Here is a 22,550-nt window from a genome sequence, read left to right as displayed (position 1 = left end):
CCGGGAGAAGGGTGGCCGAGACGACCCCCGCTGCCTACCATCGATCACCGCAAGACTTTGTGCAGCGAAGCACAATCTCTCCACCGGGAGGCCAACTTGCACCGCCGTCGTCGCACCGCGCTCCTCCTCACCGCCGCAGCCGTCACCGCGGCCCCCCTCCTGACCGCCTGCGGCGGCGAAACGCGCCCCGGCGCCGCGGCCGTCGTGGGCGACGACCGCATCACCGTCGCGCAACTGGAGAACCGGGTGAACGAGGTCCGCTCCGCGCAGCGGGCCGCCGTCCCCGACGAGCGGCAGTACGAGCAGGTCATCGCCAAGACCGGCGGCCTGACGCGCAACACGCTGCACACGATGGTCCTCGACCGCGTGCTGCACCGGGCGGCGAAGGACGCCGGGGTCACGGTCACGCGCAAGGAGATCCAGACCACGCGCGGTCAGATGGAGAAGCAGGCGGGCGGCCGCGAGGCCCTGGAGGCGGGCTGGCTCCAGCAGTACAACGTGGCGCCCCGGCACCTCGAGGCGAGCATCCGGACCGAGATCGAGGCCAGGAAGCTGGCGGCGAAGCTCGGCGCGGACATGGAGTCCCCGGCGGGCCAGGAGGCCTTCTGGAAGGCCCTGAGCACGTCGTCCAAGGAACTGGACGTCAAGCTGAACCCGCGCTACGGCACGTGGGACGCGGCGAAGAACAAGCGCGCCGACGCGAAGCTCCCCTGGCTGAAGCAGGCCTGACCCCCCGGGCCCGCCCCACCCACCCGCCCCCATCGGCCTGGCGGCCTCGTCCTCAAACGCCGGACGGGCTGAAACCGTCCGCCGGCCGCCGTCGTCGGCTGACGGACGTCCGACGACGGCGAGTCGAGGGCATCTCAGCCCGTCCGGCGTTTGAGGACGAGGCGCGGAGCGCCAAAGAAGGGGGAAAGGGGCGAAGCCCCAGACGAAAGGGCGGGGGCCCGGGGGCGGCAGCCCACGGTTCGGGGAGGGGTGGGCCTGGGGCGCACCCGCGAGGACCGGCCCCACCCCACCCGTGGGTTACGTTCGACCCGTGAACGAAACCCCGCCGGGCCCCGGAGGCCGCCTCGTCCTGCTCACCACCAGCCACCGCGTGGCCCCCGGCCAACTGTCCTGGCCCGCCTGGCAGGCCCTGCACAGCGCGGACCAGGTCCTGTGCGCCGACCCCGCCCACCCCCAGCTCCCCTACCTCCGCGAGGCCGGCGTCACCGTCGAGCAGGCCGCCCCCACCGCCGAGGAGCTGGTGCGCGCCTGCGAGGGCGGCCGCACCGTGCTGGTCGTCGCCACCGCCGAGGGCGACCGCCCGCTGACGGACGGTCTGGCCCGCCTCGCGGGCTCGGGCCGCCACACGATGCCGGACCTGGAGCTGCTGCCCGGTTCGTACGACCTGCCCGGCGCCCGCCTCCTGGACCTCGTCCAGGTCATGGACCGCATCCGCGCCGAGTGCCCCTGGTCGTCGCAGCAGACCCACAAGGGCCTGGCGAAGTACGCCATCGAGGAGGCGTACGAGCTGGTCGAGGCGATCGAGAACATCGAGACCACCGGGCACCCCGACGGCGGCGGCCGCGACGAGCTGCGCGAGGAACTGGGCGACGTCCTGCTCCAGGTGGTGTTCCACGCCCGCATCGCGGAGGAGGACGAGCAGGAGCCGTTCTCGGTGGACGACGTGGCGGCCACGATCGTCGACAAGCTCATCCACCGCCACCCGCACGTCTTCGGCGAGGACACGGCGTCCACCCCCGAGGAGGTCAAGGAGCACTGGCGGCGCACCAAGGCCGAGGAGAAACAGCGCGACTCCCTCACCGAGGGCATCCCCCTCGGCCAGCCGGGCCTGGCGCTCGCGGCCAAGCTGGCGTCCCGGGTCCGTACGGAGGGGCTGAGCGTCCCGCTCCCCGCAGGGGAGGGCGTCGGCTACGACCTCCTGGCGATGGCCGTACGGGCGGAAGCGGAGGGCACCGACCCCGAGGCGGCCCTGAGGGCGGCGGCCCGCGCGTACCGGGATGCGATCGTGGCGGCCGAGCGAGGACGCCCGAGCCCGTCCGGCGCTTGAGGACGAGGCGCGAAGCACCGACAGAGGGGGAGAGGGGCGAAGCCCCAGAAGGCCCCGCGAGGGCCCCGCCGGATACCGTCGGGCGCATGCACGACCAGCCCCCGCCCCCCACTCCCCAGCCCGAACTCTTCACCTGGGAGTTCGCGAGCGACCCGTACCCCGCCTACGCCTGGCTGCGCCGGCACGCCCCGGTCACCAAGCGGCGCCTGCCCAGCGGCGTGGAGGCCTGGCTGGTCACGCGGTACGCGGACGCGCGGCAGGCGCTCGCCGACCCGCGCCTGAGCAAGAACCCGGCGCACCACGACGAGCCCGCGCACGCCAAGGGCAAGACCGGCATCCCGGGCGAGCGCAAGGCCGAGCTGATGACGCATCTGCTCAACATCGACCCGCCGGACCACACCCGGCTGCGGCGGCTCGTGGCGAAGGCGTTCACGCCGCGCCGCGTGGCGGAGTTCGCGCCGCGGGTGCAGGAGCTGACCGACCGGCTCATCGACGGCTTCGCGGAGAGGGGCGAGGCCGACCTCATCCACGAGTTCGCGTTCCCGCTGCCGATCTACGCCATCTGCGACATGCTCGGCGTCCCCCGCGAGGACCAGGACGACTTCCGGGACTGGGCCGGGATGATGATCCGGCACGGCGGCGGGCCCCGCGGCGGCGTCGCGCGGTCCGTGAAGAAGATGCGCGGCTACCTCGCCGACCTCATCCACAGGAAGCGCGAGTCCCTCCGCGACGGCGGCGACGACGACCTGATCTCCGGGCTCATCCGCGCCTCCGACCACGGCGAGCACCTCACCGAGAACGAGGCCGCCGCCATGGCCTTCATCCTGCTGTTCGCCGGCTTCGAGACCACCGTGAACCTCATCGGCAACGGCACGTACGCGCTCCTCACCCACCCCGCCCAGCGCGAGCGGCTGCAGCACTCCCTCGCCGCGGGCGACACCGGGCTGCTCGCCACCGGCGTCGAGGAGCTGCTCCGCTTCGACGGGCCCGTGGAGCTGGCCACCTGGCGGTTCGCCACCGAGCCGCTGCGGATGGGCGGGCAGGACATCGCGGCGGGCGACCCCGTGCTCGTCGTGCTCGCCGCCGCCGACCGCGACCCGGAGCGCTTCGCCGAGCCCGACGTCCTCGACCTCGCCCGCCGGGACAACCAGCACCTCGGCTACGGCCACGGCATCCACTACTGCCTCGGCGCGCCGCTCGCCCGGCTGGAGGGGCGGACGGCGCTGGCCACCCTGCTGCGACGGCTGCCGGACCTGCAACTGGACGCCGCGCCGGAGGAGTTGCGGTGGCGCGGCGGGCTCATCATGCGGGGCCTGCGGACCCTGCCGGTGCGTTTCACACCGGCCCCGCGGGTCACTCGTCCTGACGGGCCGTCAACGATGTGACTTTTATGTGATCTCCGCTGAACCGACTTGTGACTGACGTTCGACTGCGGCTACTTTCACGACGGCCCGGCACCCGCGCCCCCGCGCACCCGTGCCGCGCCCGTCCTGTCGTCCACGAAAGGCACCTGCATGCTCTCCGGCCAAGGCCGTCACCGCCGCCCCCGCCAGGCCCCGGCGATCCTCGTCGCGGTGGGCGTCACCGGTTCCGCCATCGCCCTGCCGCTGCTCGGCGCCACGAGCGCGAGCGCGGCCGACGCCGAGACCTGGGACAAGGTCGCGGACTGCGAGAGCGGCGGCGCGTGGAGCGCCAAGGGAAGCGGCTACTACGGCGGCCTCCAGCTCACCCAGGAGACCTGGGAGCAGTACGGCGGCCTGTCCTACGCACCGAGCGCCGACCAGGCCAGCCGCTCCCAGCAGATCGCCATCGCCGAGAACGTCCTCCGCGACCAGGGCCCCGACGCCTGGCCGAACTGCGCCCCGGCCGCGGGCCTCACCAAGGGCGGCGAGGCCGCCGACGTCGACCCGGGCCTGCCCTCCGCCCCGCCCTCCAAGGGTTCTGACGGCTCCTCGGGCGACGACGGCGCCTCCGGCACGGACGCGGGCCGCGGCAAGGGCAAGGGCGCCGACGACGCCGACGGCAAGCCGTCCGGTGCCGACGGCGACACGCGAGACAAGAATCACGATGCGGGCGAAACGCCCGACCAGGACACATCGGACCGCTCGGGCGGCGGCAAGCACCGCAAAACCGACGACTCCGACAAGACGGCACCCGAGGGGTCGGCCGACCGTACGGGCGGCGACGGCAAATCCGCCGGGGGCGACGCCACTTCGCCGGACGGAACGGACGCTTCCGGCTCCTCCGGTGGCTCGACCGGTGGCCCGGCCGATGGCTCCTCCGGCGGCTCCGAGGCGCCCGGCGCCCCCGGCGGCGAGGACGCCGACCGCTCCTCCGGCCGCCACCGCGGCGAGCGCGCCGGGGACGACCTCCCCTCCGGCGGCGAGGACGCCGGCGCGGGCCGGCACGCCTCGCGCGGCGAGGCGCGGCAGAAGCCCGGTGCCGGGTCCGGCGCGCAGACGTACACGGTCCGCTCGGGGGACAACCTCTCCGCCATCGCGGACAACCACGGCCTTGACGGCGGCTGGACGAGTCTCTACGCGGAGAACAAGAAGACCGTCGGCTCCGACCCGGACCTCATCCTCCCCGGTCAGCGGCTTGAACTGGACGAGAAGACGAAAGCCGGAACCAAGGAGAAGTCGGGCGCGGACCAGGGCAGTTGAGCGGTCACTTCGCGATGAATGTCCGGTTTGAAGATGGTGAGGGGCAAGTGAGAGATGGGTCTCAGAAGCCCTGATCGTCTTTGAAATTCGGCTGATCGCCTGCCTACGGTCGTGAGCGCTCGCCACAGCGGGCCCCGCCGGTCGGTACGCCGAATCCTGCCAACCGCCGGACGGGAACAGTCGTCGCGTCAAGCGCCGAAGGCAGGAGCGGGGGACCCAAGGTAAGCGCCGGGCCCGGACGTTGGACGGCCGCGCAGCAGCGCGGCGGTCCGGACGCACGGAAACGGCTAGGGGTGTAGTCGCTGCGCTAGGCCGCAGGGACCGGGCACTCACCCGCCCGAACCCGACAGCTCACCTCGCAGGCGTCGGTGAGGGGATCAATCATGCTGTTTTCCGGCAAGGGCAAGCACCGCCGCGCCACCAAGCTCGACAAGGCCACCCGTGCCGTCACCGTCGCCGGTGTGGCCGGCGCCGCCGTCGCCGCACCGCTGGTGACCGCGGGCACCGCCGGCGCCGCCACCGCCTCCGAGTGGGACCGCGTCGCCCAGTGCGAGTCCGGCGGCAACTGGTCGATCAACACCGGCAACGGCTACTACGGCGGCCTCCAGTTCTCCGCCTCCACCTGGGCGGCCTACGGCGGCACGGCCTACGCGCCCACCGCCGACAAGGCCAGCAAGTCCCAGCAGATCGCCGTCGCCCAGAAGGTCCTCGCGGGCCAGGGCAAGGGCGCCTGGCCGAAGTGCGGCGTGGGCCTGTCCGGCGCCGCGTACAACGGCGGCGGCTCCTCCGGCGGCTCCCAGCAGCAGCAGCCGCAGCAGCAGCGGCCCCAGCAGCAGGCGCAGCCGCAGCAGCAGGCCAAGCCGCAGGTCCAGCCGCAGCAGCAGGCCCAGCCCAAGCCGCAGGCGCAGCCGCAGCACCAGACGCAGCAGGCCGCCCCGCAGGTCGAGACCAAGAAGACCGTCAAGACCCCGACCGGCAAGGTCGTGAAGAAGGGCGACGGCGAGTACAAGGTCGAGACCGGCGACACCCTCTCCAAGATCGCTCAGGAGCGCGGCGTCAAGGGCGGCTGGCAGAAGCTGTACCAGCTCAACGACGACATCGTCGACGACGCCGACGTCATCTACCCGGGCCAGCAGCTCCACCTCGGCTGAGGCCCAGCCCCGGGCGGCCACCGGCCGCCCCGGCCCCGGTGAGGGGCCACCACCCCGTCCCCACGGGCTGCCGTCCCGGTGCGCGACCCCCGTCGCACCGGGGCGGTACCTTTTTGTCCGGTAGTTTGTTCCGTGAGGGAACTATGGGCCTCCGGTTCTGTCCGGGGGCCGGGCGGTCGGCTGGCCGATGCCCTGGAGCCGGTTAGGCTCGTGTCGCAGGGGCCAGCGCGGCCCCAGTACCCCCGCGTACCCCGCGTCACATCCCAGAAGGAGATGCTCGTGCCGTCCATCGACGTCGTCGTAGCCCGGGAAATCCTGGACTCCCGAGGCAACCCCACGGTCGAGGTCGAGGTCGGCCTCGACGACGGGTCCACCGGCCGTGCGGCCGTCCCGTCCGGCGCCTCCACCGGCGCCTTCGAGGCCATCGAACTCCGTGACGGAGACGCCAACCGCTACGGCGGCAAGGGCGTCGAGAAGGCCGTCCTCGCCGTCATCGAGCAGATCGGCCCGGAGCTCGTCGGCTACGACGCCACCGAGCAGCGCCTGATCGACCAGGCCATGTTCGACCTGGACGCCACCGACAACAAGGGCTCCCTCGGCGCCAACGCCATCCTCGGCGTCTCCCTCGCCGTGGCCCACGCCGCCTCCGAGGCCTCGGACCTGCCGCTCTTCCGCTACCTGGGCGGCCCGAACGCGCACCTGCTCCCGGTGCCGATGATGAACATCCTGAACGGCGGGTCCCACGCGGACTCCAACGTCGACATCCAGGAGTTCATGATCGCCCCGATCGGCGCGGAGTCCTTCTCCGAGGCCCTGCGCTGGGGCGCCGAGGTCTACCACACGCTGAAGAAGGTCCTGAAGAACAAGGGCCTGTCCACCGGCCTCGGCGACGAGGGCGGCTTCGCCCCGAACCTGGAGTCCAACCGCGCCGCCCTCGACCTCATCGTCGAGGCCATCCAGGAGGCCGGCTACACCCCCGGCGAGCAGATCGCGCTCGCGCTCGACGTCGCCGCGTCCGAGTTCTACAAGGACGGCGCCTACGAGTTCGAGGGCAAGACCCGCTCCGCCGCCGAGATGACCGAGTACTACGCCGAGCTCGTCTCCGCGTACCCGCTGGTCTCCATCGAGGACCCGCTGTACGAGGACGACTGGGACGGCTGGAAGGTCATCACCGAGAAGCTGGGCGACAAGGTCCAGATCGTCGGCGACGACCTCTTCGTCACCAACCCCGAGCGCCTCCAGCGCGGCATCGACGAGAACGCCGCCAACGCGCTGCTCGTCAAGGTCAACCAGATCGGCTCGCTCACCGAGACCCTGGACGCCGTCGAGCTGGCCCAGCGCAACGGCTTCAAGTGCATGATGTCGCACCGCTCCGGCGAGACCGAGGACGTCACCATCGCCGACCTCGCCGTCGCCGTGAACTGCGGCCAGATCAAGACCGGCGCCCCGGCCCGCTCGGACCGTGTCGCCAAGTACAACCAGCTCCTGCGCATCGAGGAGATCCTCGACGACGCCGCGGTCTACGCCGGCCGCAGCGCCTTCCCGCGCTTCAAGGGCTGACGGCCTTCCCGGAGCCTCCTCGGATGAAGCGCTAGCCAGTCGTCCGTACGTCCCCGTACTCGGTCCCGTACCGTGTGCGGGGACGTACGCACGTACAGGGGAGGCGGGACATGGCCGTGAAGAACCGGGACCGGTTCTCCACCGCGACGAGGCTGCGGCTGCTCGGCGAGCAGACCGCCGAGCGCGTCTACCGCTCCCAGACCAAGCGCCAGGCCCGGCGCTCCCGGCTCACCGGCCGGGCCGCGCTGCTCGTGCTCGTGGTCTGCTCGCTGGTCGTGGCGCTCGCGTACCCGATGCGGCAGTACGTCTCGCAGCGCGGCGAGATCGCCGACCAGCGGCGCAGGCAGGCCGAGCACCGCGAGAACGTGGAGCGGCTGCGGGACGAGAAGGCCCGCTGGCAGGACGACGCGTACGCGGAGCAGCGCATCCGGGAGCGGCTGCACTACGTGATGCCCGGCGAGACCGGCTTCACGGTGATCGACCCGCGCGCCGCCCAGCGGCACCGGCCCGAGGAGAACGGGGCCGCCCGCCCCTGGTACTCGAACGTGTGGGACAGCGTCGACAAGGCCGACAAGTCCGGCTAGGCGCGTCGCCGTGCCCGGCACCGGTGGCGCCGCCCGGGCCGCGGCGGGGCCTGCGCACCGACGAGGCCGGGGACGGCGCCGCCCGCGCGAGCCCGCCCCCCGCGAACCGACCGCCCCGCGAACCGACCGCCCCGCGAACCAACCGAACCCACCTCACCGACAGCACCGACCTCACCGACCGGAAGACAGGCATGGAAACGCCCCCGCCCCAGACCGAGCCCACCGCGCCCACGGACGCCGACATCGCCGCCTTCCAGGAGCAGTTGGGCCGCCCCCCGCGCGGCCTGCGGGCCATCGCGCACCGCTGCCCCTGCGGCAACCCGGACGTGGTGGAGACGGCGCCGCGCCTGGAGGACGGTACGCCGTTCCCGACGACGTACTACCTGACCTGCCCGCGCGCGGCCTCCGCGATCGGCACGCTCGAGGCCAACGGCGTCATGAAGGAGATGACGGAGCGGCTCGCCTCCGATCCGGAGCTGGCTGCGGCCTACCGGGCCGCGCACGAGGACTACCTCGCGCGGCGCGACGCCATCGAGGTGCTGGAGGGGTTCCCCTCGGCGGGGGGCATGCCGGACCGGGTCAAGTGCCTGCACGTGCTGGTCGCGCACTCCCTGGCCGCGGGGCCCGGGGTGAACCCGCTCGGGGACGAGGCCCTCGCGATGCTGCCGGAGTGGTGGAACAAGGGCCCCTGCGTGTCGGACACCGCCGGCTGAGCAGGCCCTGCCTTCCCCCCGCCCTCCCGTGACACCCCGGCTTCGCCCGCCGGGCCCCGGCGCCCTGAAGCGTGCCTCAGGGGCCCGGCGGGCGGCGGTGCGTGGCCCAGGGCGGCGCCGCTACCGTGGGCGGGGTCCGGTGGCCGTGCCCGGAGGGCGTGTGGGGGACCCCGCCCGCCAGGGCGGTCGCACCGAGGCACCGTCAACGACAAGGAGCACCACACCGTGACCCGCGTGGCCGCCATCGACTGCGGCACGAACTCCATCCGCCTCCTCGTGGCGGACGCCGACCCCGCCACGGGCCGGCTCGCGGACCTCGACCGCCGTATGCGGATCGTCCGCCTCGGCCAGGACGTCGACAGGACCGGCCGCCTCGCGCCGCAGGCGCTGGAGCGGACCTTCGCGGCCTGCCGCGAGTACGCCGCCGTCATCAAGGAACTCGGCGCGGAGCGCACCCGCTTCGTGGCCACCTCCGCCTCCCGCGACGCCGAGAACCGCGAGGACTTCGTCCGCGGCGTCCTGGACATCCTCGGCGTCGAGCCGGAGGTGATCAGCGGCGACCAGGAGGCGGAGTTCTCCTTCACGGGCGCCACCAAGGAGCTGACGGGCCGTACGGACCTGGCCACGCCCTACCTCGTCGTGGACATCGGCGGCGGCTCCACCGAGTTCGTCGTCGGCGACGACCGCGTACGCGCGGCCCGCTCGGTGGACGTCGGCTGCGTCCGCATGACCGAGCGGCACTTCGTGCGGGACGGCGTCGTCGCCGACCCGCCGGCGGCCGGGCAGCTCGCCGCCGTCCGCGCGGACATCGAGGCGGCCCTCGACCTTGCCGAGGAGGCGGTGCCGCTGCGCGAGGCCGCCACCCTCGTGGGGCTCGCCGGCTCGGTCACCACGGTCGCCGGGATCGCGCTCGGCCTCGACGCCTACGACTCCGCCGCGATCCACCACGCGCGCGTCCCGTACGACCAGGTCAAGGAGATCGCCGAGCGGCTCGCGGGTGCCACGCACGCCGAGCGCGCCGCGATCCCGGTGATGCACCCGGGCCGCGTCGACGTGATCGTCGCGGGCGCCCTCGTCCTGCTGGCGATCATGGACAGGACCGGCGCCCGCGAGGTCGTCGTGAGCGAGCACGACATCCTCGACGGCATCGGCTGGAGCATCGCCTGAGCAGGCACGACGACGTTTGAGCGGGCTCCGGGTGGCTTTCGGGGCGTGGAGGTGACGGCTTGTCGGAAAACTTCGTGAAGTTCTTCACAAGGAAAACGGCCCTGTTGAGTGCGGTTCTCAGGAGTTCCGGGCCCGGCAGCGGGATTTTGAAGGCGCGCGGCTGACGCTCTGATCGCTTCGCAGGCGGTGCGGGGGTGCGGCCCGGGAAGTGGTTCACCGGGGTCCGTGGCCAGGAGTGGCTGTTCACGGGGGCTTGACAACGAATCGGGGTAGTCTCTGGTTCCCCCGGAGTGTCATGACCTCCGTCACGTGAGCGGCGAAGTGTAGCAGAGGCCCCATCGAACCTTGTGAAGGGGCGCACGAGCGACCCCCGCGCGAGGGGTGGATACTCGATGGCATGAGCACCACGGAGCGTCCCAGGATCCTCGTAGTAGGCGGTGGGTACGTAGGCCTGTACGCAGCTCGACGCATTCTCAAGAAGATGCGTTACGGCGAGGCGACCGTCACGGTCGTCGACCCCCGGTCGTACATGACCTACCAGCCCTTCCTCCCCGAAGCCGCCGCCGGCAGCATCTCGCCGCGGCACGTCGTCGTCCCGCTGCGACGCGTGCTGCCCAAGGCCGAGGTACTGACCGGTCGGGTCACGACCATCGACCAGGACCGCAAGGTCGCCACGATCGCGCCGCTCGTCGGCGAGGCGTACGAGCTGCCCTTCGACTACCTGGTCATCGCGATGGGCGCGGTCTCCCGCACCTTCCCGATCCCCGGCCTCGCCGAGCAGGGCATCGGCATGAAGGGCATCGAGGAGGCCATCGGCCTGCGCAACCACGTCCTCGAGCAGCTCGACAAGGCCGACTCGACGACCGACGAGGAGGTCCGCCGCAAGGCGCTGACCTTCGTCTTCGTGGGCGGCGGCTTCGCCGGCGCGGAGACCATCGGCGAGGTCGAGGACATGGCCCGCGACGCGGCGAAGTACTACAAGAACGTGTCGCGCGACGACATGCGCTTCATCCTCGTCGACGCCGCCGACAAGATCCTGCCCGAGGTCGGCCCGAAGCTCGGCCAGTACGGCAAGGAGCACCTGGAGAGCCGCGGCGTCGAGGTCTACCTCTCCACCTCCATGGACTCCTGCGTCGACGGCCACGTCGTGCTGAAGAACGGCCTTGAGGTCGACTCCAGCACCATCGTGTGGACCGCCGGCGTGAAGCCGAACCCGGCGCTCACCCGCTTCGGCCTGCCGCTCGGCCCCCGCGGCCACGTCGACACCGCCGCGACCCTCCAGGTCCAGGGCACCGACTACATCTGGGCCGCGGGCGACAACGCCCAGGTCCCGGACCTCGTCGGCCGCAAGAACGGCAACGAGAACGCCTGGTGCCCGCCGAACGCCCAGCACGCGCTGCGCCAGGCCAAGGTCCTCGGCGACAACGTGATCTCCGGCATGCGGGGCTTCCCGCAGAAGGAGTACAGCCACGCCAACAAGGGCGCGGTCGCGGGCCTCGGCCTGCACAAGGGCGTCGCGATGATCGTCATGGGCAAGATGAAGATCAAGCTCAAGGGCCGCCTCGCCTGGTACATGCACCGCGCGTACCACGGCATGGCGATGCCCACCTTCAACCGCAAGATCCGCGTGTTCGCGGACTGGACGCTCGGCATGTTCCTCAAGCGCGAGGTCGTGTCGCTCGGCGCCATCGAGTCTCCCCGCGAGGAGTTCTACGAGGCCGCCAAGCCGGCGCCCAAGCCCGCCGCCGCCTCCGCCCCGGCGGAGAAGGCCAAGGCCTCCTAGGTCCGGCCGCCCGCAGCAACAGCCCGAAGGGCCCCCGCTATCCGTGGAGCGGGGGCCCTTCGGGCTTTTTCGGCCGTTCTAGGTGTGGCATGCACGTATTTTGCCGATCCGTGACGCCGCGACGGGACTGCGCCGCCATCCTGATGGTGTTGACGTGGAGACGGACCGTTCCGGGGATACCCCATTGCGGAGGTGTGTGCCATGCAGGACGCCGCTTCGCGGCTGAAGGACATCGCCGAGCAGGTACTGGGAGCACCGCTCCCGGTGCGTGTCCGCGCCTGGGACGGTTCGGAGGCGGGCCCGCCCGGGACGCCCGTACTCGTCGTACGCCACCGGCGCGCGCTGCGCCGCCTGCTGTGGAAGCCCGGGGAGCTCGGCCTCGCGCGGGCCTGGGTGGCGGGCGACCTCGACGTCGAGGGCGACCTGTACCGGGTGCTCGACCTGCTCGCCGAGTTCATCTGGGAGCGCGGCGAGGACGCCCCGGGGCTCGTGGACTCGCTGCGCGACCCGAAGGTGCGCGCCGCCGCCCGCTCGCTGCTGGCACTCGCCGCGCCGTTCGTGCCGCCGCCCGTGCCGCGCGAGGAGATGCGCAGACACGGCAGGCTGCACCGGCACACCAAGGGCAGCGACAGACAGGCCGTCAGCCACCACTACGACGTCGGCAACGACTTCTACGCCCTGGTGCTCGGCCCGTCCATGGTCTACTCCTGCGCCTACTGGGCCTCGCCCGAGGCCACCCTGGAGGACGCCCAGCGCGACAAGCTCGAACTGGTCTGCCGCAAGCTCGGCCTGCGGCCCGGCATGCGCCTCCTCGACGTCGGCTGCGGCTGGGGCTCGATGGCCGTGCACGCCGCCCGCGAGCACGGCGTCCACGTCGTCGGCGTCACGCTCTCCCGCGAGCAGGCCGCGTACGCCCGCAAGCGGATCGCCGAGGAGGGCCTGACCGACCGGATCGAGATCCGCGTCCAGGACTACCGCGACGTCCGCGACGGCCCCTACGACGCGATCTCCTCCATCGGCATGGCCGAGCACGTCGGCGCCGAGCGGTACCTGGAGTACGCGAGCGACCTGTACCGGCTGCTCAAGCCGGGCGGGCGGCTGCTCAACCACCAGATCGCGCGCCGCCCGCTGCGCGACGAGTCGGCGTACTCCGTGGACGAGTTCATCGACGCGTACGTCTTCCCCGACGGCGAGCTCGCCCCGCTCGGTACGACGGTCTCCCTCCTGGAGCGCGCCGGTTTCGAGGTCCGCGACGTGGAGGCCCTCCGCGAGCACTACGCCCACACCCTGCGCCACTGGGTCGCCAACCTGGAGGCCCACTGGCCCGAGGGCGTCCGCCTCACCTCCCCCGGCAGGGCCCGCATCTGGCGCCTCTACATGGCCGCCTCCGCCCTGGCCTTCGAACGCAACCGCATCGGCGTCAACCAGGTCCTGGCCGTCCGCACCCCGGACGACGGCCCCTCCGGCCTGCCCCTGCGGGCGCGCGAGTGGACCGACTAGCGCGGCGGACGAACGGTTCAGCCCGTCCGGCGTTTGAGGACGAGCCGCGAAGCGGCAACGGGGGGGGGAGAGGGGCGCAGCCCCATGGACGAAGGGCCCTGGGCGGAGGAACCCGCCCAGGGCCCAGGGGCCAGGCCTAGTCGGACTTGATGGCCTGCAAGGGATTGAGCCGTGCCGCGCTCCGCGCGGGCCACACCGCGGCGAGCACGCCCACCACCGCCGCGACGGCGAGGAAGAGCAGGATCCGCCCGGCGGGGATCTCCATCGTGTACGTCTTCACGGTGCCGGCGATGCTGTCGCCCGCGACCCACCCGAGGAACAGGCCGAGGCCGACCCCGAGCACCGCGCCGAACAGGGAGATCACGACGGACTCCAGGCGCACCATCTGCTTGATCTTCGCGCGGTCGAGGCCGATCGCGCGGAGCATGCCGATCTCGTGCTTGCGCTCGAAGACGGACATCGCGAGGGTGTTGATCACGCCGAGGACCGCGACCAGGATGGCCATGGCGAGCAACCCGTACAGCATGTTCAGCATCATGTTGATGGCGCCGCCGATCTCGTCGCTGAGGGCGTCCTTGTCCTGGATCTTGATGGCGGGGTTGTCGCCGAGGGCCTTGACGATCCTGTCCTCGGCGGCGTCGGACGCGCCGCCCTTCATCTTCAGCAGGAGCTGCTGGTCGCTGACCTTGTTCAGGTGCGGGTCGACCACGGAGGTGGGGGCGAACAGGCCGTCGACCATCTCGTTGGGCTCGTAGACGCCGCCGACCTTCAGCCGGGCCGTCCTGTCGTCGTCGAACTCCACCGGGACGGTGTCGCCCGCCTTCAGGTTCTTCTTGTCGGCGAGCGGCTTGTCGACGAGGACGCCGCCTGCCTTCAGCGCGGCGGCCGAGCCGCTGGTGTAGTCGAGGCTGATGAGCTTGTCGAAGGATGCCGCGTCGACACCGGTGATCCGGGTGTACGAGCCGTCGGCCTCGCCGGACGTGGTGCGCAGCGGGGTGGACGCGGCCACCTCGGGCAGCTTGTCGAGCTGGGTGCGGACCTTGGGTGTCAGCGGCTGGTAGTTCGCCATGGAGACGATGTAGTCGGCCCGCATGGAGTCGGCGGCCATCTTGTTGATGGCGCTGCCCATGGAGGTGGCGACGACCGTCATCGCGGTGACCAGGGTCAGGCCGATCATCAGGGCCGAGGCCGTGGACGCCGTACGGCGCGGGTTGCGCAGCGAGTTGAGACGCGACAGCTTGCCGGTGACGCCGAACGGCTTGAGCAGCGGCCCGGCGGCGGCGATGAACGGGCGGGCGAGCAGCGGCGTGAGGACGATGACGCCGACGAGGATGACCCCGGAGCCGCCCGCCTTCACGTAGTTGTCCTTCATGAAGAGCATGACCACGCCGAGCGCGACGACGAGCGACCCGATCGTGTTGCGCACCAGGAGACCGCGGGCGGTCGGCGCCGCGTGCACGCTGTTCATCGCGGCGACCGGCGGGATCTTCGCGGCGCGGCGGCCCGGCAGCCAGGCGGCCAGCATGGTCACGACGACGCCGATGACCAGCGCGGTGGCGACCGTGGCCGGGGCGATGACCAGGGGCCCGTCGGGCAGCGTGGCACCGCCCGCGTTCATCAGGGACTCCAGGCCCACGGCCACGCCGATGCCGAGCGCGAAGCCCGCGACGGCGGCGATCAGGCCGACGAGGAACGCCTCGATGAGCACCGAGCGCGTGACCTGGCGGCGCGAGGCGCCGACGGCCCGCATCAGGGCCAGCTCCTTGGTGCGCTGGGCGACCAGCATGGTGAAGGTGTTGGCGATGATGAAGATGCCGACGAACAGCGCGATCCCGGCGAAGATCAGCAGCACCTGGCTCATGGAGCTGGTGTTCTGCTCGATCATCCGGTCCTGCTCGGCCTTGAGGGAGGCCCCGGTCTCCGCCTCGGTGTCCTTGGGCAGGATCTTCTCGACGGCGCCCTCGAGCGCGCCCTCGGAGGTGCCCGCGGCGGCCTTCACGTCGATCTCGTCGTACTCGGTCTTGTTGAGGACCTCGCGTGCGGTGCGGTTGTCGAAGATGACGAGGCTGCCGCCCGCGACGACGCTGCCGTCGTCGGTGTCGAAGACGCCGGAGACCTTCGCGGTGCGCACCGGGCCGTCGGTGGAGTAGCGGACGGTGTCGCCGACCCGGTAGCCGGTGCGGTCGGCGGTGCTGCTGTCGAGCGCGATCTGGCCGGCGGACTTCGGGGCGGCGCCCTCGGTGAAGTCGTAGCGCGGGTCCTTGCCGCCCTTGCCCGGGTAGTAGTTGGCGCCGGTGGTGCCCCAGTCGCCGCCGACGAGCTTGCCGTCCTTGTCGGCGAGCGCGGTGAAGCCGGAGTACGTGCCGATCGCGGAAGCGGCGCCGGGCAGGCCCTCGGCCTTCGCGAGCAGCCGGTCGGTCAGGCGGGGCGGCTGCTTGCCGTCCTGGCTGCCGTCGTCGGAGCCGCCGCCGTCCTGGCGGATGGCGACCGAGACGTGGTCGAAGCTCTTCGCCGACTTGTTCTTGTAGGCGGAGCCGAAGGTGTCGGTGAAGACCAGGGTGCCGGAGACGAACGCGACGCCGAGCATGACGGCGAGCACGGTCATCAGCAGCCGGGCCTTGTGCGCGAGCACATTGCGCAGGGCAGTACGGAACATGGGTGTGAGTCCTGGTGAGGGGCGGGGCCGGGGCAGAGGCAGGGGTGGAGCGGCGCCTAGCTGGTCCGCCCCTTGGCGTCGAAGTCCTTCATCCGGTCCAGTACGCGCTCGGCGCTGGGCTGGAACATCTCGTCGACGATCCGCCCGTCCGCCAGGAAGATCACGCGGTCCGCGTACGACGCGGCGACCGGGTCGTGGGTGACCATGACGACGGTCTGGCCGAGCTCCCGCACCGAGTTGCGCAGGAAGCCGAGGACCTCGGCGCCGGAGCGCGAGTCGAGGTTGCCGGTCGGCTCGTCACCGAAGATGATCTCCGGCTGTGAGGCAAGGGCGCGGGCCACGGCGACGCGCTGCTGCTGGCCGCCGGAGAGCTCGGTGGGCCGGTGCGAGAGCCGTCCGGCCAGGCCCACCATGGAGATGACCTGCTCCAGCCACTGCTTGTCGACCTTGCGGCCCGCGATGTCCATGGGGAGCGTGATGTTCTCCAGGGCGGTCAGGGTGGGCAGCAGGTTGAACGCCTGGAAGATGAAGCCGATCTTGTCGCGGCGGAGCTTGGTGAGCTGCTTGTCCTTGAGCGTCGACAGCTCGGTCTCGCCGATGCGCACCGACCCGGAGCTGAAGCTGTCCAGGCCGGCCACGCAGTGCATCAGCGTCGACTTGCCGGAGCCCGAGGGGCCCATGATCGCGGTGAACTGGCCCTGCCCGAAGTCCACGGACACCTGGTCCAGTGCGACCACCTGGGTCTCGCCCTGGCCGTAGACCTTGGACAGATCCGTGGCGCGCGCGGCCACGGCGGTGGCGTGAGTGGCGAAGGAAGTGGTGGTCACGGGGTGGTGCTCCTGTCGGGACGACGGATCGGGGGGACGTACTCCATCGTCTTGCCGGAAAGGAGGCGGGGAGTCAGCCGCTGCTCCCGTTCCTGGGGGCGACTCGGGTCGGACTCGCCGCAGTCATGTCATACCTGGGGATGACGGCCTCCCCTGAGACACGATCGGGGGAAGCGCTTGATGCACGGTCCGGTCGCGGTCGAGCGCGCGCACGGCGCACGACGGCGTGCGGCACGGTCCCGGGCGGACAGAGAACGCTTGCGGAGGGGCGGGTGCGGAGACGGCTAAATTCCGTCAATTCCCTCCCGTACGCGGGCCCTGGCCGACGAGGCCTACGGCAAGTACCACCGGCGCGTACCAGGTGCTGATGCACCCTCAGACGTCAATAAAATAAGACAACGTCGGGCTGCCGTTCCGCTATTCGGGGGATGCCTCCCGATAGGGTCGAATCCTTGATGCGGAGCCCATGGCCTGCCCGGATGGTGGAATGCAGACACGGCGAGCTTAAACCTCGCTGCCCCTCGTGGGCGTACCGGTTCAAGTCCGGTTCCGGGCACCTGCCCGCCCTTGTGGGCTGACCTGCTGAAAGGGCCGAGTCCCACCGTCACTCGTCCGTGTCGCTGATGCACGGCTGATGCACGGCTCTCCTAGCTTGCCGTCATGGCGTACGTGAAGGCGATGAAGAACAAGCACGGCGTGGTCACCAGCCATCGGGTGATCTGGCGCCTGGGGGGATCCCGCAGCGGAGAGCCGCAGGGGGAACGGTTCGACCCGACCGACGGGGGGCGCGAGGCAGCTGATCTGTTCTGTGCGGCCGTCAATGAGGCCGGGCAGGATGGGCATCAGCTCGCCGTCCAAGGTGTTCGCGCAGATCGGCCGTGACACCGGCCGGGGCTTCATCAAGGGCCTGGCGGGCACCGCGGCACAGATTAAGGAGACCACCGAGCGACTCGCGAAGCAGATCACCGACGCCTTCAGAAGCCGTAAGACCCGCGTCGACGACCGCCTCGTGGCGATGCTCCGGTCCGGGAACAAGAGGCTCCAGGGCCTGGCCGCCCAGCGGGACAAACTGGTGCAGCGGATCGCATACGCCCAGAAGTCCGCCGCCGACACCAGCAAGGCAGCCCGGGACGCCTTCTCGCTGCAGAATCTCACCCAGGACGACCCCCCGGTCACCATCAAAGGCCTGGCGGCCGGGCTGCAAAACGCCGTCGACCAAGTGCGGCGGTTCACGGCGCAGATCAACAATCTGGCCAGGCGAGGCCTGTTCAAGGATCTGCTCGCGCAGATCATCGGTCTCGGCCCGCAGGCCGGGTCCGAGATCGCCACGGTGCTGTCGCGGTCGACGAAGGACAGCCTCAAGCGCCGGCGGGCGCTGCGCATCAAGTCCCCATCGCTGGTTATGCGCCGACTCGGCGAGATGACCGGCCTTGGTCTCGAGCGCGGCCTGCTCGGCCGGATCACTGCCCTGGAAGCCGCATCCCGGCGAGCGGCGCAGTCCCTCGTGCGCGGCGTCTCGTCCCACCTCACAGGCCTGGCCGGCGCCACCCCGGCCCTCGGCGGCGGCACCGTTGTGCCGCTGACCCGCAGCCAGCGCCTGCGGCAGTCCGGCCTCGACCCAGCCGCGCTCGGCGAGCGCGGCGGCGACGTAATCCACAACCACCATTGGGGGATCCGGGAAGTGGGGGACTCGCGCGTCACCGCCCAGCGGGTCCTCAACCGGTTCGTGCTCGCGGCAGGAGTGACTGGCTGATGGCGACCGACTGGTTCATGTCGTACGGCGGCGTCGAAGTGATGAACCACAGCCGCTTGATGGCGTACCTGTAGTCCATCGGGTCGCCGCTGGACTCCTGGAGCGGCTGCGGCTGCCCGACCTTCGGCCACGAGGTCCTGGAAGAGTATGAGGTACTTGGGCAACATGAACAGTGCACGTTGGAAGCGCACCGGCTGGCTGCTGCTGGCCGGGTACGCCGTAGGCGTCATCGCGTTCTACGGGGTGTCAACGCTCTCCCATGAGAGTCAGCATGAAAGTACGGCGGTCAGTGACATCGTCGCAGGCCGGTGATTCGGGCAGGGGGCGCAGGCGGCCTATCCGCTTCTGTACGACGTGAGGTAGGCAGTGCGCAACGTTAGGGCTGCGCTCAGCAGCCCCTGCTGTTCTGATCCGACGAGGGGTGCGTCGCGTGCGCACCCCTCGTCGGTTTTGCACCGTCTCTCTGTGTCTCCGGGTGAGATGACCTTCGCGGGTAGAACACAGTATGTATGCAGTGGGCAGTGATTGTGGCGGCCGCGGTAGGCGCTGTCATCACCTTGGTAAGCGCCCTAGTGGCAGACCGTATGCGGTGGCACAGGGATGTGCATGAACGGGACCGCGAAGCCTTACGGCTCTGCTACGCGCAGCTCCTTGAGGCTTTGGCTCAGGCACGGGGTGTCATTACACAGATCAGCCGCCGTCCCGACCTGTCAAAACAGGAGCGTGCAGATGCTGTACGCGAAGTGGTCGGCGCGCGGGGTATGTACGCCAGGCAGTACGAGCTTGAACTCATCGTGCCTGCTTCGGTAGTGCTCCTGGCGAAGGAGGCGGCTCACAAAGTGGCAAAGTACCGTGACGCAGTGCAGCAGGGTCGGCTTCGTGAAGATGCGGAATGTGCCCTGGCTCGCCGGGAACTACGCGCGGCACGCTATGCGCTTATCGAGAACATGCGACAGACGTTACAGCGTCCGGCAGGACGCAACTAGACGTGACTCCCCTTGAGTTGCTGAGGTCGTCGTCTCGGGCAGCGACGTGACTGATGCCTCATCGGCCAGCGCGGTCGCACGTTTGTGTGCGGGGCCCCAAGACTTCCGCACAGAGCGTGCATAAGTCTGGGCTCCGAGGGGCCGTCACCCCGCCTGCCCGGCGGCCAGGACGATGAGCAGCCCGCCGCCAGCCACGTAGACGATCCAGCACCGCCCCCGCAGCAGGCCATCCGCTGTCCACCCGTGCCCCGGCGCAGCCTCTAGGTCCGCAGCGATGTCCTCGATTGATCTTCAGCGCCTCCACGTGCACGTCGTCCGCCATCGCGGTCCGTGCCCTGTCGGCAGGCCTGGCCAGGTCCACCCTCATGCGCGCCCCCGGTTGTTCGGCAGGGGACACCGTACGACCCAGGTCGAGGGAACAGGTGTGCCTGTGGACAACCGAGGCGATGGTCATGTCCGCGCGCCTCCCGGCGAGCGCCGGGCCGGGTCCGGCCGAACTTCCGCTCCTCTGTAAGTCGAGCAGTTTGGTGCTTGTATCCGCTTTGCCCTGCCGCCCGGCGTGGTGCGTGGGTAAGTCCATCCGCTCGAACAGTTAGAAATGAGCCACCCGTGCGGCGCAAGCGACAGGCGACGAACCTCTTGGGTAATCAGCGCACAGCAGGACATCAGGGATGAAGCGCACGGTTACGCAGCTCTCGTGATCATGCAGTATGCCCATAGACATGGGCATACTGCGCATAGGCGCTTTTCAGTCATCTACTACGAGTTCCTTTTGCTTGCGGAAGTTGCCCCATGCAAGATCTTTGCGACCCCCAAGCGGGGGGGATATGGGAGGGGTATCTCATGAAGGTTTCTAGTAAAGCGGTGGTTATTGCCGTTGCGGGCGCAGCCCTGGCTGGCGGCGTCCTCACCGCGCCGGCCAATGCGAACAGCCCGCAAACCGATAGCGCCAGCACTCTTGTCATTCACAAGCGCGGGGATGGCACCGAGCCGCCGGCGGAGCTGGGTGACCCCGAAGAGTGGGGTGTGGTAGAGATCGCGATGGACGACTCCACCGGCGGCCCTGCGACGAAGAAAATAGTCGAGGTCGGTGGCGGCAAGTGGAGTTATGGCTGGATGGCTCTCACCAGTGGTAAGCGTTGCTATTCCAACTACTACCATCTCAAGAAGAAGCACGGCTCGACTGCCCAGCTCGGCGGCATGACGAGCAAGGACGTCGTGAAGGCCAACGAGACGTCCAACGCTTCCGTGACGGGGCCTGGGAGGCACACGTGCGTGACGTACTGGTCTAAGTACTAGGTCTGCGCCCGTCAGTGCCTACGGCGGTGTACTGAGGGAGCTTAAGCTGCCGCGGGGCTTCTGTGCTGGTGCGCAGGAGCCCTCCGGCGTTGCTTACTACTCAAGAAATCGACCTTAGATAGGCTAGAGACATCGTATATTTTCCGTGGGCTCGCGTGGTGTCGGCAGTCGCAGTCCTCATAGCAGGCGCAACACTTGGCGCAATTGGGCCATTTATGGACGATTTCGCCGATCCGGCCTGCCGGGCTGTGGCCATCGTCTTTTCTGAGGGGTGGTCGTGGGCGTGCTTCGCCTTTATGGTTGGGTATCTCAGGCGGTCGAGACTTGAGGCGACACTGCTGTCCTCTTCAGCGCTGACTGCCGGTGCGGTCGTGTACTACCTTTCGAAGTTCCTGGACCCGGCTGTCCCGGACGGCGCGCGTGTCGTATCTCAGGGTTCTACAGATGAGCTTGTTACCAAAATCGTCTTTTGGGGCGTTGCAGCTTTAATCTTGGGTGCACCCGTAGGGTTTGCGGGTAATTTGGCTCGGATCTCTGGCCCTGCTGGACTTCCGTTTCGTCTAGTAATTCCGCTGATTGCGTTTTATGAGACATCTGACCGGCTGGGCACAGAGATCGACTCGCATGATCTCGTCGGTCAAGTGACCTTGAATGGGATCCGCGTTGTTGCGGGAGCGGCCGCAGTAGCTCTTGCCTGGCACACGGCCAGGGCGTGGCGACGAGCGAGGCGCGGTTCGCCCGAAGCCGCGCAGAATTCGGAGCAGCAGTGAAACGTCCGCGAATTGCCTGATAAACCGAGGCACTTAGCATTGCACCTGCCGCAGCGTGGGGCTGCTGGTGCAAGGTCACCCGCTGTGCGAGGTGTTCCTCCGCCATCATCTCAGGAATGGCGACGCGTTCGCCGACTGCTCGCAGAGCCCGTAGCAAGTCCGCGCAGCTGTCCCTAAGTTCGAGGGACCTGATGATGACGCATTGAGAATGATCACGACCTGAACCTCTGCCTGATCCGGAAGCGGATCGCAGGGGCTCAGGCAACGCCCCCTACGCGCGCCAGACTTACGGGCGAGGGAACAGGTGTGCCTGTGGGCAGCCGAGGTGATGGTTGTGTCCGCGCGCCGCCTGGCGAACGCCGGGCCGGGTTTGGCTGGCAGCCACGCGTGACTACGGAGGCGCTGCCACAATGAGGGGATGGCCGACGACATCACCGCGTTCATCGCCGCCCACCCGCCACGCTCCGGGTTCTCTGCCGCCCAGATGATCAACGTCTGGGAGCACCTTGCCTCGCTCGCGGACGTCGAGGCCATCGCCACGGAAGACCCGGTCCTGCGCGATGCCACACAGGACAAGGCTGCGTCCCGTCGTCAGCTCGTGGCTGCCGTGCGCTGGGTGCAGGCTCAGGCACACCACGGTGACGAACCGGCGGATGCCTTCGTTACCTACCTCGGAGACACATCGTCCATCAGGAGGTTTGATCTCCCGGGGTGCTGTCCAGGCCGAGGTGCTTGTCGGGTTGGCAATGCGGGCATGCCGCGATGCCTTCGATGAGGGCGCGGCGCGCTTCGGCCATGATGACTCCCCAGCGGTGCTTGCCCGCCATGTGGCAGCCACCCTTGTGCACGTAGATCGGCAGCAGCCCGCGGCGCCCCTCGAACGCCCAGTTCGGCTGTGGCGGACGCGCGGCCAGGCCCCGTTGCCGTTCGGCGTCGCGCGGCTCGCTGGAGGGCGTCCTCCGCTTCGGTGAGCAGATAGCGGAGGAAGGTGACGATGACGCGAAGGCGAGGCACGTCAGGCGGTAGATCGGACACATGTTCGAGTCTACGAGTGGCTTGATCTAACCTGTACCTATGGACTG

19 protein-coding genes, 1 tRNA gene and 1 riboswitch are annotated in these 22,550 nt (G+C 70.0%); of the genes, 17 read left to right on the top strand and 3 right to left on the bottom strand.

All coding sequences use genetic code 11. The features are described 5' to 3' along the window. Window positions 1–96: 96 nt before the first annotated feature. From QK440_RS23010 to QK440_RS22960, 11 genes are all read left to right on the top strand, one after another. Window positions 97–729: a SurA N-terminal domain-containing protein gene (locus QK440_RS23010; protein WP_282795072.1), complete on the top strand. Its 633-nt coding sequence runs from the start codon at window positions 97–99 to the stop codon at window positions 727–729. A 310-nt stretch (window positions 730–1,039) separates the two neighbouring features. Continuing rightward, window positions 1,040–2,056, top strand: a complete 1,017-nt coding sequence (locus tag QK440_RS23005; protein WP_282795071.1) for a nucleoside triphosphate pyrophosphohydrolase — start codon at window positions 1,040–1,042, stop codon at window positions 2,054–2,056. An 86-nt stretch (window positions 2,057–2,142) separates the two neighbouring features. Then, window positions 2,143–3,441, top strand: a complete 1,299-nt coding sequence (locus tag QK440_RS23000; RefSeq protein ID WP_282795070.1) for a cytochrome P450 — start codon at window positions 2,143–2,145, stop codon at window positions 3,439–3,441. A 129-nt stretch (window positions 3,442–3,570) separates the two neighbouring features. After that, window positions 3,571–4,719, top strand: a complete 1,149-nt coding sequence (locus QK440_RS22995; RefSeq protein ID WP_282795069.1) for a transglycosylase family protein — start codon at window positions 3,571–3,573, stop codon at window positions 4,717–4,719. 183 nt (window positions 4,720–4,902) lie between these two features. Continuing rightward, window positions 4,903–5,099, top strand: a riboswitch (cyclic di-AMP (ydaO/yuaA leader). A gap of 3 nt (window positions 5,100–5,102) precedes the next feature. After that, the gene (locus QK440_RS22990) at window positions 5,103–5,870 is read left to right on the top strand and encodes a transglycosylase family protein (protein ID WP_282795068.1); all 768 of its coding nucleotides are present in this window, start codon (window positions 5,103–5,105) and stop codon (window positions 5,868–5,870) included. Window positions 5,871–6,149: 279 nt separating this feature from the next. Beyond that, on the top strand, window positions 6,150–7,430 hold the full coding sequence (gene eno / locus QK440_RS22985; protein WP_282795067.1) for a phosphopyruvate hydratase: 1,281 nt from the start codon (window positions 6,150–6,152) through the stop codon (window positions 7,428–7,430). Window positions 7,431–7,540: 110 nt separating this feature from the next. Then, on the top strand, window positions 7,541–8,014 hold the full coding sequence (locus QK440_RS22980) for a septum formation initiator family protein (protein ID WP_282795066.1): 474 nt from the start codon (window positions 7,541–7,543) through the stop codon (window positions 8,012–8,014). 191 nt (window positions 8,015–8,205) lie between these two features. Beyond that, window positions 8,206–8,727, top strand: coding sequence for a DUF501 domain-containing protein (locus QK440_RS22975; protein WP_282795065.1), 522 nt, complete (start codon window positions 8,206–8,208; stop codon window positions 8,725–8,727). A gap of 225 nt (window positions 8,728–8,952) precedes the next feature. Continuing rightward, on the top strand, window positions 8,953–9,894 hold the full coding sequence (locus tag QK440_RS22970; protein ID WP_282795064.1) for a Ppx/GppA phosphatase family protein: 942 nt from the start codon (window positions 8,953–8,955) through the stop codon (window positions 9,892–9,894). Between the two features lie 397 nt (window positions 9,895–10,291). Continuing rightward, window positions 10,292–11,677: an NAD(P)/FAD-dependent oxidoreductase gene (locus QK440_RS22965; RefSeq protein ID WP_282795063.1), complete on the top strand. Its 1,386-nt coding sequence runs from the start codon at window positions 10,292–10,294 to the stop codon at window positions 11,675–11,677. 201 nt (window positions 11,678–11,878) lie between these two features. Continuing rightward, on the top strand, window positions 11,879–13,177 hold the full coding sequence (locus tag QK440_RS22960) for a cyclopropane-fatty-acyl-phospholipid synthase family protein (RefSeq protein ID WP_282795062.1): 1,299 nt from the start codon (window positions 11,879–11,881) through the stop codon (window positions 13,175–13,177). A gap of 136 nt (window positions 13,178–13,313) precedes the next feature. On the opposite strand, the gene QK440_RS22955 is transcribed toward QK440_RS22960, so the two are convergent. After that, complete coding sequence (locus tag QK440_RS22955; protein ID WP_282795061.1) at window positions 13,314–15,833, bottom strand: ABC transporter permease; 2,520 nt, start codon at window positions 15,831–15,833, stop codon at window positions 13,314–13,316. A 56-nt stretch (window positions 15,834–15,889) separates the two neighbouring features. Next, the gene (locus QK440_RS22950; RefSeq protein ID WP_282795060.1) at window positions 15,890–16,660 is read right to left on the bottom strand and encodes an ABC transporter ATP-binding protein; all 771 of its coding nucleotides are present in this window, start codon (window positions 16,658–16,660) and stop codon (window positions 15,890–15,892) included. Window positions 16,661–17,133: 473 nt separating this feature from the next. Between QK440_RS22950 and QK440_RS22945 the strand changes: the two genes are divergently transcribed. The 6 genes from QK440_RS22945 to QK440_RS22920 all read left to right on the top strand — a co-directional run bounded on the left by QK440_RS22945 (window position 17,134) and on the right by QK440_RS22920 (window position 22,243). Continuing rightward, a tRNA-Leu gene (locus tag QK440_RS22945) sits at window positions 17,134–17,216 on the top strand. A gap of 104 nt (window positions 17,217–17,320) precedes the next feature. Next, on the top strand, window positions 17,321–17,542 hold the full coding sequence (locus tag QK440_RS22940; protein WP_282795059.1) for a hypothetical protein: 222 nt from the start codon (window positions 17,321–17,323) through the stop codon (window positions 17,540–17,542). Further along, window positions 17,496–18,413: a hypothetical protein gene (locus tag QK440_RS22935; protein ID WP_282795058.1), complete on the top strand. Its 918-nt coding sequence runs from the start codon at window positions 17,496–17,498 to the stop codon at window positions 18,411–18,413. Before QK440_RS22940 ends, QK440_RS22935 begins: the two co-directional genes overlap by 47 nt. 1,829 nt (window positions 18,414–20,242) lie before the next feature. Continuing rightward, the gene (locus QK440_RS22930; RefSeq protein ID WP_282795057.1) at window positions 20,243–20,698 is read left to right on the top strand and encodes a lactococcin 972 family bacteriocin; all 456 of its coding nucleotides are present in this window, start codon (window positions 20,243–20,245) and stop codon (window positions 20,696–20,698) included. A 215-nt stretch (window positions 20,699–20,913) separates the two neighbouring features. Next, the gene (locus QK440_RS22925; RefSeq protein WP_282795056.1) at window positions 20,914–21,468 is read left to right on the top strand and encodes a hypothetical protein; all 555 of its coding nucleotides are present in this window, start codon (window positions 20,914–20,916) and stop codon (window positions 21,466–21,468) included. Window positions 21,469–21,886: 418 nt separating this feature from the next. Beyond that, entirely contained in the window at window positions 21,887–22,243 is a 357-nt protein-coding gene (locus QK440_RS22920; RefSeq protein ID WP_282795087.1) for a hypothetical protein, read from the top strand. Here the strand turns inward: QK440_RS22920 and QK440_RS41450 are convergent. Further along, window positions 22,158–22,505, bottom strand: a complete 348-nt coding sequence (locus tag QK440_RS41450) for a DUF6233 domain-containing protein (protein WP_349239312.1) — start codon at window positions 22,503–22,505, stop codon at window positions 22,158–22,160. The genes QK440_RS22920 and QK440_RS41450 overlap by 86 nt on opposite strands. Between the last annotated feature and the right edge of the window lie 45 nt (window positions 22,506–22,550).

This window comes from Streptomyces sp. CC224B (assembly GCF_030010595.1).
GTDB classification, from domain to species: domain Bacteria; phylum Actinomycetota; class Actinomycetes; order Streptomycetales; family Streptomycetaceae; genus Streptomyces; species Streptomyces longispororuber.
Note: the sequence above shows the minus strand (reverse complement) of the source record. Positions and strands in the feature narration are given on the sequence as shown.

What these genes read in the sequence shown, in the direction of transcription:
- QK440_RS23000 (WP_282795070.1), top strand. Translation starts at nt 2,143, where the DNA reads ATGCACGACCAGCCCCCGCCCCCCACTCCCCAGCCCGAACTCTTCACC.
- QK440_RS22995 (WP_282795069.1), top strand. Translation starts at nt 3,571, where the DNA reads ATGCTCTCCGGCCAAGGCCGTCACCGCCGCCCCCGCCAGGCCCCGGCG.
- QK440_RS22990 (WP_282795068.1), top strand. Translation starts at nt 5,103, where the DNA reads ATGCTGTTTTCCGGCAAGGGCAAGCACCGCCGCGCCACCAAGCTCGAC.
- QK440_RS22980 (WP_282795066.1), top strand. Translation starts at nt 7,541, where the DNA reads ATGGCCGTGAAGAACCGGGACCGGTTCTCCACCGCGACGAGGCTGCGG.
- QK440_RS22975 (WP_282795065.1), top strand. Translation starts at nt 8,206, where the DNA reads ATGGAAACGCCCCCGCCCCAGACCGAGCCCACCGCGCCCACGGACGCC.
- QK440_RS22965 (WP_282795063.1), top strand. Translation starts at nt 10,292, where the DNA reads ATGAGCACCACGGAGCGTCCCAGGATCCTCGTAGTAGGCGGTGGGTAC.
- QK440_RS22960 (WP_282795062.1), top strand. Translation starts at nt 11,879, where the DNA reads ATGCAGGACGCCGCTTCGCGGCTGAAGGACATCGCCGAGCAGGTACTG.
- QK440_RS22955 (WP_282795061.1), bottom strand. Translation starts at nt 15,833, where the DNA reads ATGTTCCGTACTGCCCTGCGCAATGTGCTCGCGCACAAGGCCCGGCTG.
- QK440_RS22940 (WP_282795059.1), top strand. Translation starts at nt 17,321, where the DNA reads ATGGCGTACGTGAAGGCGATGAAGAACAAGCACGGCGTGGTCACCAGC.
- QK440_RS22935 (WP_282795058.1), top strand. Translation starts at nt 17,496, where the DNA reads ATGGGCATCAGCTCGCCGTCCAAGGTGTTCGCGCAGATCGGCCGTGAC.
- QK440_RS22930 (WP_282795057.1), top strand. Translation starts at nt 20,243, where the DNA reads ATGAAGGTTTCTAGTAAAGCGGTGGTTATTGCCGTTGCGGGCGCAGCC.
- QK440_RS22925 (WP_282795056.1), top strand. Translation starts at nt 20,914, where the DNA reads ATGGACGATTTCGCCGATCCGGCCTGCCGGGCTGTGGCCATCGTCTTT.
- QK440_RS22920 (WP_282795087.1), top strand. Translation starts at nt 21,887, where the DNA reads ATGGCCGACGACATCACCGCGTTCATCGCCGCCCACCCGCCACGCTCC.
- QK440_RS41450 (WP_349239312.1), bottom strand. Translation starts at nt 22,505, where the DNA reads ATGTGTCCGATCTACCGCCTGACGTGCCTCGCCTTCGCGTCATCGTCA.